The sequence below is a fragment of the Actinokineospora lacus genome (assembly GCF_053813445.1).
The window spans coordinates 55,466-70,841 of sequence record NZ_JBQERA010000009.1 but is presented as its reverse complement, the minus strand read 5'-3'; the positions used below and the strand labels follow the sequence as shown (position 1 = coordinate 70,841).

General features: G+C 70.0%; 16 protein-coding genes. 11 read left to right on the top strand and 5 right to left on the bottom strand.

What is annotated here, in order from left to right; translation table 11 throughout:
• The first annotated feature begins 67 nt into the window (after positions 1 to 67).
• On the top strand, positions 68 to 1,084 hold the full coding sequence (locus tag ACTG9Q_RS22515) for a LacI family DNA-binding transcriptional regulator (protein WP_455574834.1): 1,017 nt from the start codon (positions 68 to 70) through the stop codon (positions 1,082 to 1,084).
• A 47-nt stretch (positions 1,085 to 1,131) separates the two neighbouring features.
• Here ACTG9Q_RS22515 and ACTG9Q_RS22510 read toward each other — a convergent pair whose 3' ends face one another.
• Complete coding sequence (locus ACTG9Q_RS22510) at positions 1,132 to 1,905, bottom strand: class I SAM-dependent methyltransferase (protein WP_455574833.1); 774 nt, start codon at positions 1,903 to 1,905, stop codon at positions 1,132 to 1,134.
• A 251-nt stretch (positions 1,906 to 2,156) separates the two neighbouring features.
• Between ACTG9Q_RS22510 and ACTG9Q_RS22505 the strand changes: the two genes are divergently transcribed.
• From ACTG9Q_RS22505 to ACTG9Q_RS22475, 7 genes are all read left to right on the top strand, one after another.
• Entirely contained in the window at positions 2,157 to 3,383 is a 1,227-nt protein-coding gene (locus ACTG9Q_RS22505; protein ID WP_455574832.1) for a PQQ-dependent sugar dehydrogenase, read from the top strand.
• A 408-nt stretch (positions 3,384 to 3,791) separates the two neighbouring features.
• On the top strand, positions 3,792 to 4,523 hold the full coding sequence (locus ACTG9Q_RS22500) for a GAF and ANTAR domain-containing protein (protein ID WP_455574831.1): 732 nt from the start codon (positions 3,792 to 3,794) through the stop codon (positions 4,521 to 4,523).
• Positions 4,524 to 4,548: 25 nt separating this feature from the next.
• The gene (locus ACTG9Q_RS22495; protein ID WP_455574830.1) at positions 4,549 to 5,304 is read left to right on the top strand and encodes a GAF and ANTAR domain-containing protein; all 756 of its coding nucleotides are present in this window, start codon (positions 4,549 to 4,551) and stop codon (positions 5,302 to 5,304) included.
• Between the two features lie 81 nt (positions 5,305 to 5,385).
• Positions 5,386 to 6,099: a GAF and ANTAR domain-containing protein gene (locus ACTG9Q_RS22490; RefSeq protein ID WP_455574829.1), complete on the top strand. Its 714-nt coding sequence runs from the start codon at positions 5,386 to 5,388 to the stop codon at positions 6,097 to 6,099.
• A 390-nt stretch (positions 6,100 to 6,489) separates the two neighbouring features.
• Positions 6,490 to 7,140: a hypothetical protein gene (locus tag ACTG9Q_RS22485; protein ID WP_455574828.1), complete on the top strand. Its 651-nt coding sequence runs from the start codon at positions 6,490 to 6,492 to the stop codon at positions 7,138 to 7,140.
• On the top strand, positions 7,122 to 8,678 hold the full coding sequence (locus ACTG9Q_RS22480) for a hypothetical protein (RefSeq protein ID WP_455574827.1): 1,557 nt from the start codon (positions 7,122 to 7,124) through the stop codon (positions 8,676 to 8,678). Before ACTG9Q_RS22485 ends, ACTG9Q_RS22480 begins: the two co-directional genes overlap by 19 nt.
• Positions 8,679 to 8,729: 51 nt before the next feature.
• Positions 8,730 to 8,873, top strand: coding sequence for a hypothetical protein (locus ACTG9Q_RS22475; RefSeq protein ID WP_455574826.1), 144 nt, complete (start codon positions 8,730 to 8,732; stop codon positions 8,871 to 8,873).
• Between the two features lie 42 nt (positions 8,874 to 8,915).
• On the opposite strand, the gene ACTG9Q_RS22470 is transcribed toward ACTG9Q_RS22475, so the two are convergent.
• Both ACTG9Q_RS22470 and ACTG9Q_RS22465 read right to left on the bottom strand, forming a co-directional pair.
• Positions 8,916 to 10,130, bottom strand: coding sequence for a DUF4407 domain-containing protein (locus tag ACTG9Q_RS22470; RefSeq protein WP_455574825.1), 1,215 nt, complete (start codon positions 10,128 to 10,130; stop codon positions 8,916 to 8,918).
• Positions 10,120 to 10,875 carry a hypothetical protein gene (locus ACTG9Q_RS22465; RefSeq protein WP_455574824.1) on the bottom strand — a complete coding sequence of 252 codons (756 nt, stop codon included), beginning with the start codon at positions 10,873 to 10,875 and terminating at the stop codon, positions 10,120 to 10,122. The genes ACTG9Q_RS22470 and ACTG9Q_RS22465 overlap by 11 nt, the downstream gene beginning before the upstream one ends.
• A 530-nt stretch (positions 10,876 to 11,405) precedes the next feature.
• Here ACTG9Q_RS22465 and ACTG9Q_RS22460 point away from each other — a divergent pair.
• Positions 11,406 to 12,764 (top strand): PP2C family protein-serine/threonine phosphatase, encoded by a 1,359-nt coding sequence (locus ACTG9Q_RS22460; RefSeq protein WP_455574823.1) that lies wholly within the window; start codon positions 11,406 to 11,408, stop codon positions 12,762 to 12,764.
• A gap of 365 nt (positions 12,765 to 13,129) precedes the next feature.
• Here the strand turns inward: ACTG9Q_RS22460 and ACTG9Q_RS22455 are convergent, their stop codons facing one another.
• Positions 13,130 to 13,393, bottom strand: a complete 264-nt coding sequence (locus ACTG9Q_RS22455) for a hypothetical protein (protein ID WP_455574822.1) — start codon at positions 13,391 to 13,393, stop codon at positions 13,130 to 13,132.
• A 254-nt stretch (positions 13,394 to 13,647) separates the two neighbouring features.
• On the opposite strand from ACTG9Q_RS22455, the gene ACTG9Q_RS22450 reads away from it, so the two are divergent.
• Positions 13,648 to 14,181 (top strand): cysteine dioxygenase, encoded by a 534-nt coding sequence (locus ACTG9Q_RS22450; RefSeq protein ID WP_455574821.1) that lies wholly within the window; start codon positions 13,648 to 13,650, stop codon positions 14,179 to 14,181.
• Positions 14,178 to 14,570, top strand: a complete 393-nt coding sequence (locus tag ACTG9Q_RS22445; protein WP_455574820.1) for a rhodanese-like domain-containing protein — start codon at positions 14,178 to 14,180, stop codon at positions 14,568 to 14,570. Before ACTG9Q_RS22450 ends, ACTG9Q_RS22445 begins: the two co-directional genes overlap by 4 nt.
• On the opposite strand, the gene ACTG9Q_RS22440 is transcribed toward ACTG9Q_RS22445, so the two are convergent.
• The gene (locus tag ACTG9Q_RS22440; RefSeq protein WP_455574819.1) at positions 14,563 to 15,339 is read right to left on the bottom strand and encodes an IclR family transcriptional regulator; all 777 of its coding nucleotides are present in this window, start codon (positions 15,337 to 15,339) and stop codon (positions 14,563 to 14,565) included. The genes ACTG9Q_RS22445 and ACTG9Q_RS22440 overlap by 8 nt on opposite strands.
• Positions 15,340 to 15,376 lie beyond the last annotated feature (37 nt).

Genomic DNA, 15,376 nt, shown 5'->3' with positions numbered 1-15,376 from the left:
GTGGGCCACGGGGTGTCAACGGTCGCCGCGGCTACGCTGTGCTCGCTGAGGGAGAGGGGTCCACCAGATGCGGGTGACGCTGAAGGACATCGCGGAGGCGGCGGGCGTCAGCATGATGACCGTCTCCAACGTGGTGAACGGCAACCACGCGCGGGTGTCCGCGGAGACGATCGCGCGCGTGCGGCGCATCGTCGCCGAACGCGGCTACGTTCCCAGCGCGTCCGCCCGGAGCCTGGCCGCCCGCACCTCACGCCTGGTCGGCCTGCTGGTGCCCGCCGCCGACGAGGACATCCTCACGCTGAGCCCGCACAACACCGCCATCCTCGGCCAGGTCGAGCGCGAGCTGCGCAAACGCGGCTACCACCTGATGCTGCGCGGCATCGCCGCCCAGGCCGAGATCACCGAGGCCCTGCGCTCGTGGAGCCTCGACGGCGCGATCCTGCTCGGTTTCGTCGACGAGGAGATCGACCGGCTCACCCCCGCCGCCCTCGGCAAGGTCCCGGTGCTCACGATCGACAGCTACTCCCTCAACCCGCTCACCACCGGCGTGCGCTCCGACGACTTCACCGGCGCCCGCCTCGCCGTCGAACACCTCCTGGCCTTGGGCCACCGCGAAATCCTCTTCGCGGGCCCCAGCTTCACCGACGTCGGCGTCGTCCACGAGCGCTTCCGCGGCTTCACCGCCGCCTTCACCGCCGCCGGACTGTCCTGGAACGACAGTCTCATCGAGACGGTCAACACCACCCACGCCGACGGCGTCGCCCTAGGCGCCCGCCTGCTCGCCGACCACCCCACCGCGACCGCCGTGTTCGCCACCGCCGACATCCTCGCCATCGGCCTGATGGAGGGCCTCGCCACCGCCGGACACCCAGTCCCCACCCACATCTCCGTCGTAGGCTTCGACAACCTCGACCTCAGCGCTTACGTGACCCCAAAACTGACCACCGTCGCCCAAGACATCACCGCGAAGGCCGCCACCGCGGTCGACCTCCTCCTCCGCTCCGTGCAACACAGAAAACGCCCCACCACCTCAATAACCCTCGACGTCTCCCTGGTCGAACGCAACTCCACAGCACCGATATGACCGACGCTCCAGCCACGGTTGGCGATCCCCGCCTCGCGTGGCGGTGGTCAGTGGCGGCGGGCTGTGACGAGCCAGGCGCGCGAGTCGAAGTACACGCCGCTGTCGGTGTTGTGGGCGTCGAGGGTGGCACGTAGCCGTGTGCGGGCTTGCTCGGCCGCCGTGGCATCGAGGTCGGCGAGCAAGTCCTGGAATTTCAGCAGGCGGAGCACGTTGTCGTAGGCGGTGACGCTGTCCGGGCCGTAGTAGACGGGCTCGTGCACGTCGGTGAAGCCGACTTCCGTGAAGCCCGCCGCCGTCAGGATGCCTTCCGTGACGGCCGGATCGGCGAGGGAGAACGCGTCCGGGCCGCGGGGCGGGGCCGGCGCGGCGGTGAGGGCTTGGCGGATCGCGGTGGCCCACTCATTGCGGTCGCGCTCTTGCCACACCAGCAGCACCAGGCGCGCCGCGGGGCGCAGAGCGCGCCCGATATTGGTGAACGCGGCGACCGGGTCGGCGAAGAACATCGTTCCGAATCTGCTGACGCAGAGGTCGAAACGCGTCGGCGGGAAGCGGTGGACCTGGGCGTCCGCCTGCTGGTAGGTGATGTTGGCCAGTCCCGCGTCGTCGCTGAGCCTGCGAGCCCGTTCGAGCATCGGCGCGGAGATGTCGACGCCTACCGCGCTTCCATCGACGGCAGCGCGGGCCGCCTCGCGCGTGGTCAGCCCTGTGCCACAACCGATGTCGAGCACATGGTCACGAGAGCCGACGCGGGCAGCGGCACGGAAGAGTCCGTTGTGCAGACGCAATTCCGCGTCGTAGTCGAACACATCGGCCATCTCCATCACGAATCCCCTCGACACCGATCTCAACCCAACTCAGGGGAGGGTAGCCAGTCGGCGGGTCCGGGTCCGCAGCGAATAAGGCGACCTGTGCGCCCGGTGTCGGGGACGGTGTCGCCAGCACGTCGATGGCAACCACGAGCATCGTGTGGCCGGAAGACGGCAAGACGGAGAACTGGATGTTGCCGAGAAGTCGATGTACGATTGGGAGCGCTCCCAGGTCGCATCCTCCACTCTGCTCGAGGAGCTGAAACATGTCGCGACGGCGTTGTCGCCCGGCTGCACTGATCGTTCTGGCCCTGTCCGCGCTCCTGTTGCCCTCGGTGTCGGCGGCGGGCGCCGCCGCGGGCACACCCCACACCCGCGCGGCGCCGCTCACTGAGCTGACCGTGGTGTCCGAACAGGTGGCGTCCGGTCTGCGGCGCCCGGTCGCGATCACCGGGCTGCCGGACGGCCGAATGCTGATCGCGGAGAAGGGCGGCACCGTCCGCGCCTACCACCCCGACACCGGTTTGGCGGCCGAGCCGGTGCTCGACCTGAGCGCCCGGATCGACGCGGAGGAGTGGGAGCGCGGCCTCCTCGGCATCACGCCCGCGCCGAACTTCGCGAGGACCGGAATCCTCTACGTGGCCTACACGAGCCTGCCCGCGGGCGAGCTGACCCTGGCGCGAGTGCCCATCGGCGCTCCTGAGCGGGTGCAGGTGCTGCTCACCCAGGAGCACGCCGAGTACGGCAACCACAACGGCGGGCAGGTGGCGTTCGGCCGCGACGGCTACCTCTACTGGTCCCTCGGCGACGGCGGCCACGCGAACGACCCGTTCAAGGCCGGTCAGGACCTCGGCACCCTGCTCGGCAAGATCGTGCGGATCGACGTCAACCGCACCTGCGGGCCGAAGCCCTACTGCGTGCCCTACAACAACCCGTTCGCCCGCGTGCCGGGCGCGAAGCCGGAGATCTGGCTCTACGGGCTGCGCAACCCGTGGAAGTTCTCCGTCGACCCGGTCGACGGCTCGCTGTGGATCGGTGACGTCGGCCAAGGCTTGGTCGAGGAGATCAACCACATCCGCCCGTGGCAGGGCGGGGCGAACCTCGGCTGGTCCTGCCGCGAGGGCACCCCGGTGTTCGACCCGCAGCAGTGCACGCCGGGCGGGCGCTACACCGACCCGGTCTTCGAGTACGACCACTACAACGACAACTGCTCGGTGACCGGCGGCGTGGTGTACCGAGGGTTCCGCACCCCGCAGGCGTGGGGGACCTACGTCGCGAGCGACTACTGCTCGACCCGCGTGTTCGCGGTGCGCCCCAACTCCGAGGGCGGCTACGAGTCCGCCACGATCGGCAACTTCCCCACCCAGCCGACCGCGATCGGCACCGACGCGCGCGGCGAGCTGTACGTGCTCAGCGACCTCCCCGGATGGCTGAGCCGGGTGCGGTTCGAGCACGTCCCGCCAGCTTCTGGCGGCGCGGTGGCGAACCGCTGAACCCCGGGGGGAACCCCTCCGCAAGACGCCTGGGGACGGCCGTATCCAAGCGGCCGTCCCCAGCTCACTCCGACGCACCCCTCGCAGGTCACGGTGCCCGCCCGCGGCCTCCCCGGCCTGGCCGCCGCGGTCATCCGCCTCGCACCCAACTCGACTGCCTCCCGTACGAAGAACTGCCCGCACGATGGACATGACTGCCGGAGGCGCACACCAGGTCTCGATGTCTCACCCACTGAAATGCGTGGATCGCAAGTGCCTGACGCGAGCGGGCACACCGGCTGGGGCACCGTCGAGGACGATCACCCGTCCCCTGTGGACCTGCCCCTGTGGACCTGCGCAGTTGCCGCTGGCCAGCCGCGAGCCAGCTAGGGTTGACCTGGCGATAGCGGGTCGAGTGCGGAGGGTGTCGTGGAGCAGGACCGGCGTGCTCGGCTTCAGGAGCTGCTGATCGCGGATCGCGACGGCGGCTCGGACTTCACCGTCGCCCTGGTGTGCGCGCGGTGCGTGAAGGAGTTGTCGGTCACCGGCGCCGGGGCCACCGTGCTCAGCCACCTTCGCAACGGCTCCGACGATACCGGCCACCCGACTCGGGGCCTGGTCCACGCGACGAACCCGACCAGCGCCGGGCTGGAGGACCTGCAGCTCACCGTGGGTGAAGGACCGTGCCTGGACACGTTCGCCTCGGGCGGTCCGGTGCTGGTGGCCGACCTGGCCGCCGAGGGCGCGCGGTGGCCCGCGTTCACCCCCGGCGCGCTGGCGCTCGGCGCGGCGGCGGTGTTCTCGTTCCCGCTGCAGATCGGGGTGGTGCGGCTGGGGTCGTTGGACCTCTATCGCGATGTGCCCGGTCCGCTGTCGCGCAGCGAGGTGAGCGACGCGCTGATCCTCACCGACATGGCCACCCAAGGCATCGCCGACGAACTCGACGGGCACGGCACCGCGGACCTGAGCTGGCTGCTCGATTCCCACGTCGAGGTGCACCAGGCCACCGGCATGGTGCAGGTGCAGCTCGGGACGAGCACCGAGGCGGCGCTGATGCGGTTGCGCGGGCACGCCTTCACCCACGACCTGCCGCTGGCCGAGGTCGCCCGACAAGTCGTCACGCGCACACTGCGCTTCACGCAGGAGGAGGATCGGCCATGACGCGTGTTGAGGAAAGGTCGTCACGATGAGCACCGGACGGGACCAGCGGTTGGCCGACGTGTTCGTGTCGTTGGCCGACACCCTGGTCGCGGACTTCGACGTGCTCGACTTCCTCGGCCTGCTCGCCGAGCGGGCGGTGGAGCTGTTGGAGGTCGACGCCGCCGGGGTGATCCTGTCGGACCAGCGCGGCGGGTGGTGGCCCGCGGCCGGGTCCTCCGAGCACGCCGAGTTGGTGGAGGTGTTCGCAATCCAGACCCGGCAAGGTCCGTGCCTGGACTGCGTGCGGACCGGTGTCGTGGTCACCAGCGCTGACCTGACCGCCGACAAGGGTCGGTGGCCGCTGTTCGCGCCCGCCGCGATGAGCGCGGGCTTCCACGCGGCAGCCGCGGTGCCGATGCGGCTGCGGGATGAGGTCATCGGGGCGTTGACGCTGCTGCATACCGAGCCGGTGGCCGTTGACGGCGCCAGCATCGCGTTGGGGCAGGCGCTGGCCGACATCGCCACCATCGGCATCCTGCAGCAACGCGCCGTGCACCGCGAGGAGATCGTCTTCGAGCAGTTGCAGGCCGCCCTGCACCACCGCACGGTCGTCGAGCAGGCCAAGGGCGTGTTGGCCGAGGCCGGGGGCCTGGACATGCACCAGGCCTACACGCGCCTGCGTGATCACGCCCGCACCCATCACCTCCGGCTCTCCGATGTCGCCCGCGATGTCGCCACGGGCGCGCTGGGCACGGCCGAGGTACTCACCCATTCCTCCCAGGCCGATACCCGGCGGTGGTAGTGACACCAAAACCGGGTATCTGAGGGCATGCAGCCGACACCGCAGACGCGCAGCGAGTCCTCACGCAGCCGGGAACAGCGGGTGGCGCGCGCGTTCGTCGCGTTGGCCGACACGCTGGTCGCCGATTTCGACATCGCGGAATTCCTGGACATGCTCACCGAGCGGTGCGTCGACCTGCTGGACGTGGCCGCGGCCGGGGTCGTCCTGGTCGACCCCAACGGCGTGCTGCACGTCGTGGCTGCCTCCTCGCAGCGCACGCAGTTGCTGGAGCTGTTCGCGCTGCAGGCCGGGAGCGGGCCGTGCATCGACTGCGTCCGCACCGGCCACCCGGTCGCCGGACACGACCTGACCACCGGCCCCCAACCGTGGCCGCGGTTCGCCGCCGCGGCCCACGAATGCGGCTTCCGGTCGGCACAGGCCCTGCCGCTGCGCCTGCGCGACCAGACGATCGGTGCGCTGAGCCTGCTCAACACCGCACCGAGCGTGATGGAGCGGGCCCAGATCGATCTGGGCCAGGCTCTGGCGGACATCACCACCATCGGCATCCTGCAACACCGCACGATCGAACAACGCGACCAGCTCACCGGCCAGTTACAGACCGCCCTCACCAGCCGTGTCGTGATCGAACAAGCCCGCGGGGTGCTCGCCCAACGCGGCGGCCTGTCCATGGACGATGCCTTCACCGCCCTACGCGCCTACGCACGAGCGAACAACCGCCCCCTCACCCCACTGGCCCGCGCCGTGGTGGAGGGCGCCATCGACCTCGACCCCATCCTCACCACCCACACGACGTAGAACGGCTAGCCGGCTGGTCGAGCGATGCGGATGTGGGTGATCCGCACATCACCGTGGCCAACCTCGCGCAAGGACCGGACGGCAAGTCCTGAAGGTGGTGGACCAGTCCTGGCTCGACGACCAACGTGACGTGCTCCTGACGATGCTGCGCCAGCGACGTCGACGCGCTTGCTCTGGGCCCGACGCATGGCCTGGCGATCCGGTCGCCGGACCTGACACCACTGGCAGGCGACAACCCTCGATCGGGGGAAAGATCAATTCGCCGTTCGTCTCTATCCTCGGTTCATCGCTGACAGAACCCGGAACCGTATCGACGGCGACGTTGGCACGGCTTTCCAGACGCGCAAGGCCCGCGACGTTCACTTCGGGGACTCCTACGACCGCCGCGGGGTGATCGCGCTGGCGGCCGTCGCGGTGCTGCTGGCCGCGGGCCTGGTCATGATCGTCGCCAACGGGCACGATGCGGCTCCCCAGCGGCCGGAGTCGCCGCTCGGTGCGGTGGTCCGGTACGACGAGGTCGACTGCGAGTCGGGGTGGGTCGTCCCCGACGACGGGCAGCGAGCGATCCCGAGCGTCGGATATACGCCGCCGGCCGAGGCGGTCCGGGCGTCGGGCGCGGCGGTGATCGTGACTGTGCAGGGGACGAGTGGCACCGCCGTCGTCCTTCAGTCGGTCGAGGTCGAGGTCGTCCGACGGGCACCGCCGCCTGCCGCGCTGTTCCTGCGGGCGGGGTGTGCCAGTGAGGTCTGGCCCCGGCGGTACGGCCTCGACCTGGACCGGCCGCGGCCCGCGGTCGCGCCCGAGCCCGGCACCGCGGGCTTCCCCTACCGGATCGATCACGCCGAGCCGGAGCAACTGATCGTGACGCCGCTGGTCACCTCGGCTGTGGTGGAGTGGCGGCTGCGCCTGAAGTGGACCTCTGGCTCCACGTCGGAGGAACTGGTGCTCGACGACGGCGGCAGGCCGTTCCGCACGGCCGCCGTCACCGGCTCACGGGAGTTGTGCCTGGACCGGGAGTACATATGGCGACCCGACTGCTGATTGCCGTCCTGCTCCTGCTGGCCGCCTGCGCGGCACCGCCCGATGAACCTCGGTGGACGCGGGCCGAGTCAGTGCCGGGTGCTGTGGACGGGTGGGACGGTGGCTTTCTGGCTGCGGGCGACACCCTCGCGGTGTCGAACGACGGCCGGGCCTGGCGTCCTACGGAACCGGTCCGCATCCGGACCCATGTCGCCACAGCCGCGCACGGCGCGGTGGCCCATGTCCTCGGCTGGACGGCGACCGCGCTCATCGTCTGGCGCACCGAGGACGGCGACCACTGGCGGCCCTCCGTGCTGCGCGAGACCGCGCCTGACGCCAAGCTGGAACTCGCCATGGCCGCGGGACCACGCGGGGTGATCGTCGTCGCCAGCGACCCGGAGCACGCCGGGATCACGGTCTGGCACTCCCCGGACGGCCACTCCTTCGGGCCGCCCGCACCGCTGCCCGAGGCCGCGGCGGTGGTGCCACGCAGCGAACTGATGGCGGTGGCCACCCCGGACGGCTTCCTGGTGGTTCCCGGACTCGGGTTGGGGAGCGAGTCGGTCCCGGTCGAGAACGTGATCCGACCGCCCGCGCTCTACGCCTCCCCGGACGGCGTCGACTGGTCCGACATCGGCCCCGGTATGCCGGAGGGCCGGGTCGAGGGCATGTCCGGCAACGGTTCCACGGTCGTCGTGGTGACCCAGGCCTTCGACTCGACAGGGCAGCAGCTCTGGTTCCACCGCGATGGGGTGTGGCGGCGAGCCGGGATCGACCCCGGCAGGCTCGGCGATCCCGCCGTCCTGCCCGCCGCGCAGCGCGTCCTCGACGAGATCCGCCACTGGGGCGACGGATTCCTCGCGGTCGGTCACGTTTCGACCGCCGATGCCGCCAACGGCACCAGCTACGTCTGGACCTCCGCCACCGGGTCGGGCTGGAACCGGTTGCCGCACACCATCGGGACCGTCCGCGACATCGCGGTCTCCGGCTCCACGACCCTGCTCACCGGCGAGGTGGAATCCTGGATCAGCCACGCGCCACCCGTCTTCGCCGCGACCCCGCCCGAGCCGCCCCCGCCGACCAGCGGGCCGCCCAAGTACGCCCATGACATCCCGGTGTACGACCCATGGTCCGAGCGCTTTCCCCCCGCCGCGGGCACGGCGCACTGCGAGTTCGAGTCGGCGGTCACCGAACGCCACGACGCCTGGGAGTGCACCGCCAACGGCGCCACCTACGACCCGTGCTTCCTCCACCCCGCCGGCCTGCGGGTCGCCTGCTGGTCGAGTCGGGAGGCGGTGGTGTTCTCGGTGCCGGAACCACTGCTGTACGAGGACCTCATGAGCGCCATCGAATGGCGGATGGACCTGGCCACCGGCGACATCTGCACGACCTACACCGGCGCTCCGGTTTTCAACGGCAGGGAACCCCTGTGGATGGTCTGCCAACCGGGAAAACAGGCGCGGTACGTCTGGAGCTGGGTGTCGGAAACCGAAATCCAGACCTCGACAACCATCGACGGCGAACTGACCCACACGAAGGTGATCGCCCGATATCGCTGACCAGCGTCATCCAGATGCCACGACGTCGCGATCACCACCTGCGCCATCGCCGTGCGCGAACCCCTGCCCGCCACCATGATCGCCGAGCTGGCCGAGCACCACGCGGGCGACGCGCAGGCTCTGACCGACGCCTTGGCCGACGGCGCCGTGGCCGCACCGCGCAGCGACACCGGTGCTGGACCCGTAACGGGTTGACACCCCTCACCAGACCGGACACCCAGTTCGACGTGATCGAGGTCAACTCGCCTTGCGGTTGCGACGTGTGTCGAGATCGATGACCTGGCCGAGTACTTCCTCCTTCTCCCTGTTCATGGTCTCGGTCAGGGTTTCGAGACGGGCGCTGAGGGACTCGATGGCGGGGAGTTCCACGTCTTCCCGGTCGGCGACGTCCGAGACCACGCGGACCTGCTCGCGGAGCTCGTCCAGTTCCCGTTCGCGTGGAACGTATTGTTCGCGGACTCGGATCAGAAGGTCGTATGCGTTGGCGGGTTGGAACCGCTGCACGCTCGCGAGCAGCGTCGGCATGAACGAGATCAGCGCGAACGTGCCGACGAGCGTCCACGCCGCCGCGTCGAGCGTGGAGCTCGCGGATCGCAGCTCGGAAAGTGCCTCCAGCCGGGCGAGCAGACCGCTCGACGAATCGTTGATCTCGGCGATCGCGGCACTCCGAAGTCTCGCGGCATCGGTGTCAACCTCCACGAGCCGTAGAGCGAGGTCCTCGCGTGCGCCGGCATCCGTCGTGAGGTCGAGTTCTCGCTCCAACGGGAGTCGCCTGGCCTTCCTTTCCCCCTCCACCTGTTTCTGAATCTGCACGGTCTGCTCGGAACGGGTGATGAGGAGCTGCTTATTGATCTCGGGTCTGAAGACCGAGAGGACCAGCGGCACGGAGATGACAATCGCGGTGAGAACACCGAACGCGACCTGCGGGAGCAGCGTCAGCAGCTTCCGCAAGCTGCTGATCCTCGTCGCGCCGTGGCCGACGAGCGACACGACCGTCACCCGCTCCAGCACGAGGACGAGGACGCCGAACGCGATTCCCCCCAGGACCCCGGCGATCGGCCCGAATCCGAGTTGGGTCAGGCTCAGCCACACTGACGCCGCCGCGACCAGTGCGCTGACCACCATCGACGCGCCCAACGTGGTGTACCGGAGCCTGGTGCCGGGAAGATCACGCAGCAGCGTGGGGTCGGCGCCGGTGAGAGCCGACAGGCTCCACCGTCGAGGTCGAGGAGTCGCCATCGAGTGACGCGGAGGAGCTTCCCGGGGTGAGCCGGTGCGGGCGCTCTCCATTCGCCAGAACACGGGCGGGCGGTCGACCACCTGGTCCCGGGCGGCCCGCACCGCTTCCGGGCCCGCCCCGTACTTCTCCAACAGGGTGGCGAACCTGCTGGAGACGCCGTCGGCGCGCGCCGGTTCGGCCCGGACACCTCCGGACACCTGATCATCGGCCATTGAAGCTCCACCACCCTCGGGGCGCCGGTCCCATGAGCTGGATCTCCGTCGCGGCGTCGGACAGGATCTGACGCATCTCGTGCCCTGACAACTCGGTCAACTTCATCGGCCCACTCACTACGACACACCCGCTCGGCTTGCCCTGCGGGTCGAACACCGGGTTCGCCACCAGTCCCAGCGGCCGCTCGGACCGCATCAGCTCCCCCCAGTTCAACCCGTACCGGTCGCGCTCGTCGAGCCGGTCCCATCCAGCGGGGTTCAGCGTGATCGCCCGCTGGACGAAGTCGCGCCACTCCTCGGCGAGGAGCACCTGTTCGTTGAACGAAGTTCCCGCCAAGCCCTTCCCGACCTTGTAGTACGGCTGCACGTCGGCGGTCGACGCACCAGCGCGAACCCCGTCGACCTTGCTGAGCCGCCGCCACCGCCAGAACCAGGTGACCTGGTAGTGGTAGACCGCGATCTCGTCCCACGGCGTGCCGAACTCATCCACGATGGAGGCGACCGTGGCGCTCAACGCGGCGCGGAGCCTGCGATCGTAAGCCCGGATCTTGCTCGTCTGAATCGCCTGATCAACCGACCTGACCGCGTCGTAGCAGACGAACGCCGCGATCACGATCACGCTCGCGTAGAGCAGGACGGCCCGCCCCTCCCACAGGTTCCTGCTCGGCAGGTTGAGCTGTGCGAGGGTGATGACGCTGCCCGCCAGTGCGGTGATCGCGGCGCGAACCAGCCGGAAGAGAACCACCGGCACAGTGTGGATCATCGTCGAGCATCCTGATGGAACTGGTTGGAACTAACCAGAAGATGCTCGACACCGTGTTTGGTTCCCGCCATCGGTCTCCCCGCGGCAACGCGGTGACCTGCGGCGGTTCAATGGCACAGCCATCAACGGGTGAACAGTGCGCCACTGCTGTCACCCGATCAGCGTATGGAATGCGAATCAGTGGCAGAGCAGGCAACTGCAAACCGATGATCGCCGGTGCGCGGCGATGGTGCCGTTCCTGCCGTTGTTGTGTCAGGTGAGGGGGCGTCAGGCCCGCGAGCACATTCGCGGGGAATCCGGCGTTGGCGAGTTGTCGCAGGTAGCGGCACACCATCTGCGGTAGCGTGAGAGGCGACCTGACCCGTTGATCTTCGGCGGAAGGTCGACTCGGGAAACTGTCCGCGATGGGGTGGTTCGGGTGGGCGCGGCGCGGGTGCTGGCGTCGGTGGCGAGTGTGCGGTCGGCCGCCGCGGTCGCCGCGTTCTTGAACACGGGCGCCGGGGTGGTGCGTTGTGAGCGGGGCAGGCGCCAACGGTGAAAACGAGCGCCGTGTCCGCGCGGCGCTGCGCCGCGCGCAGCTGCTGCTCAGCGCCGCCGAAGACCTCGCCGACGCTCCCAGCGTCGTCGAGCTGCGCAACCACGTCGACCAGCTCATCGCCAGCGACGTCAAGCCCGCCCGGGTCGAGTTGTTCCTCACCCAGGACCTGGGTGCCCGCGCCGCCGCCGAGGACCGGCACGACCCGACCCCGGGTCCGGACCGGCCCACCACGTCGGGCCAGTGGAACCAGTTCGACCCGAACGAATCCGGCCTGATCGCGCAGGTCGTGCGCGAGAACCGGCTGATCCACCACGCCGACCTGCGCAGCGCCGACCGCGCGGGCTTGTCCGAGATGGCCGCGCGGTCCTACCTCGACGCCGGGCTGCGGGCCGTCGCCGCCGTCCCGATCAGCGGCGTTGACGGGATGCTCGGCGTGTTGGAGTTCGTCTGGGATCAGCCGCACGAAGCCGACCCCGCCGAGCTGGCCGTGATCGTCAGCCTGGCAGGCTATGTCGGCATCGCCCTGCAGCGCGCCCGGCGGCTGCAGAGCCGCATCGCGGTGGCGCGGGAGCTGCAGGACGCGATGCTCAGCGAGCTGCCTCGACTGGCCGGTTTGGACATCGCCGCGCGCTACCGGGCGGCCACCGACACCGAACTGGTCGGCGGCGACTGGTACGACGCCTTCCCCTTGCCCCTGAATCCGAACACCACCACACCGGGCACCGGGGAACCGGACATCACCACGCCGGGTCCCGTGGCGCTAGTGGTCGGCGACGTCACCGGACACGACATCCACGCCGCCACCGGCATGGGCCAATTGCGCGCCATGCTGCGGCAAACCTGCTGGGACCACCAGCCCGAGGACTCCCCGGCCGCCGCGCTGACCCGCCTCGACCACGCCTCCCACGGCCTGGGGGTGGCCACCGGCACCGCGATCCTGGCCTACCTGCACCCCTTGGGCGATGGCACCGGCCGGTGGTCACTGACCTGGAGCAACGCCGGGCACCCGCCGCCGGTCCTGATCGGACCCGACCGCGGCAGCGGCCTGCTGCACGGCACCGACCCCCTGCTCGGCTTTCCCCAGCTGCTCAACCGCCCCCGTCGCAACCAGCGCATCACCCTGCGACCCGGGGCCACCCTGCTGCTCTACACCGACGGCCTCATCGAACGCCGCGGACACGACCTCGACACCGCCATGGCAACCCTCGCCCGCCACGCCCGCCATCCAACCGCAACCGCCGCCGACCACGTCGAGCACATCCTCACCGCCATGACCACCAACGCCCCCGCCCACGACGACGACATCGCCGTCCTCGCCGTGCGCATCCGCTGACCACGGCACACCAGCGGCCGCGCGGTTCGCCGCCGCGGCCGGCGCGAACCTCACCGGTGCGGTCTCCGGCGGAGTCGTGGCGCTGCACCGCCGCGACGACGACGGCATGGAACCCGCAGGCGCACCCGGAAGAACACCGACGACTACGCGGTGAACGAATTTCGCGCAAACTGCGGGATCGGATGCGCGGCGCAAGGGGCGACGTCCCGAGGCCTGCGTAGGCGGCCGGTGCCCGGAGCATCGGTCAGCGTCGGGTGACAGGTCGAGCAGGAGCGTGTGAAGCGGGACGGGTAGCCGTTGTCTGCGTTCCAGACGCGACACGACCGGGTGGCCAGATGCGCTGGCGCACCCCAGCCGCCGACCTCCTAGTGCCCGGTGACGTCCATGACCAGCAATACCAGGGAGAGGAGGAGTTGGAGGGCTGCGATGCACGTGCCTGCGACGGCGGTCCAGTCCAGGCGGTACTCGGTCTTGGTGGTCATCGACCACGCGCCGCACGCCATCGCGCTCACCGCCAGGACCGTCCCCCCGGCCAGGGCGGGCCAGCTGAGCAGGCCGAGGCACAACGAGAGCGGTCCGAGCCAGGCACCTCTGCCTGGGCGGTCCTTCGCCGGGAACTGTCGCGTCATGAGGCACATGTTCTACGAGGCGTCGACGGGCCGGTGTGACTTCGACGCGGACGCTGGTTGATCATCGCCACATCCCTGACCTGTTCCGCCCTTGCTACTCCTGCGGCACATTCCGCTCGAATCGCGTACTGGTAAATCGGTCCCGGGCGGTGGTGTGGTGGTGCCGAGCACGGGGTCACAACCACGATCGAACGACTGATTCCATATTGTGGAAGGGTATGCCAAACTGAAGGGAGCTGTGTCAGCCTCTGGCCATGAAGGTTTCCGAGGTGTTGCCGCTCCCGGCCAGGGATGTCTGGTCGGTCCGCCAGTTGCGCTCCCTGACCCGGCGCGTCAGCGCCCAACTGGGCGCCGAGTTGGCCGAGTTCGCCCAGTACGACTCGGAGTCGCGGTGGTGGGCACGGTTGGCCCTGACCGGAGGCGTCGAGCTGTGGCTGCTGTCCTGGCTGCCCGGCCAGGGCACCCGTCCGCATGACCACGGTGGGGCGGCGGGCTCGTTCACCGTGGTCCGAGGCGAGCTCACCGAGCACTATCGCTATCCGCGGCAGGTGGAAAGGAACGGGGTGGTGCGGGCGGGGGAGACGATCGCGTTCGGTGCCGGGTGGGCACATGTCGTCGCCAACAGGTCCGAGGCGCCCGCGCTGAGCGTGCACGCCTACTCACCTCCGCTGGTCGAACCCCGGGAGTACGCCGGCCTGGCCGACATCCCGGGCGAGATCCCGCCGCTGCCGCCGCGCCGGGTGTCGCTGCCCGCGCAACGTGGCACCGTCGTCCTGGAGATGGCGTGAGCGTGGACCTGTTCCTTGCCGGGGCCCGGAGTGAGATCGAGCGGGTCGACGCGTTGAAGGCGCACGCCCTGGCCCGGGAGGGTGCGCTGCTGATCGATATACGGCCGTACTTCAACCGGCTCGCCGAGGGCGAGATCCTGGGCGCGTTGCCGATCGAGCGCATCGTCCTGGAGTGGCGGCTGGACCCCGCGGGTTCGCACCGGCTGCCTGAGGTCGCCGCGGAGCGCACGGTGATCGTGTTCTGCAACGAGGGCTACGCGTCGAGCCTGGCCGCTCGCGACCTGCGCCGGATCGGGTTGCGCAACGCGACCGACCTGATCGGGGGCTTCCGCGCCTGGGAAGCCGAGGGCCTGCCCGTGGTCGATGGCGGCTCCCCGGCGTTCACCTAGTTCCCGCGAGCAGGAGTGCGACGCGGCGGGCGACGTGGGTGAGCTGGTTGGCGAGGGTGGCGAAGCGGTCCTCGGTCAGCCGGACTGACGGCCCCTGCACGGCGATCGCCGCGACCGTGCCGTGGTCGCAGCGCACCCCGACGGCCAGCGCCCGGACACCCGGGTTGCGCTCCTCGTCGTTGAGGGCCCAGCCGCGGTCGCGGACGCCGCGCAGGTCGGCCAGCAGCGCTTCGGCGTCGACGACCGTGCGGTCGGTGTGGGCCACCAGCTCGCCGAGGGCGGCGACCTCGGACTCCAGGTCGTCGGCGGCGGCGAGCAGGCATTTGCCCATCGCCGAGGTGTAGAGCGGGACGCGGGAGCCGGGCACCTGGTCGAAGCGCAGCGGCTGGCTGGACGGCACGTCCAGCACGACCTGCACGTCCTGGTCGGTGCGGATGCCCAGGTTGACCGACTCGCCGGTGCTCTCGGCCAGCTCGGCCAGCAGCGGCAGCGCCTGCTCGTAGCCGAGTTGGTCCGACGCCCGCGCGCCGAGCACGGCCAGGGTCGGGCCGAGTTGGTAGCGGTCGCCGCGCGGAACCTGCATGAGCAGGCCGCCGTCCGCCAGCGCCCTGGTCACCCGGTGGGTGGTGCTGACCGTCAGGCCGGTGCGCCTGGCCAGCTCGCTGATGCCCTGGGTGCGCTCGCCGCTCTCGAAGCAGCGCAGGATCGCCAGGGCCCGCTCGATGGCCTGCGTCCCGGATCTCGACTCGGATTCTTGCACCTCAGACACGCTCCAATCCTGACACATCCACAATATGGGATGCCTT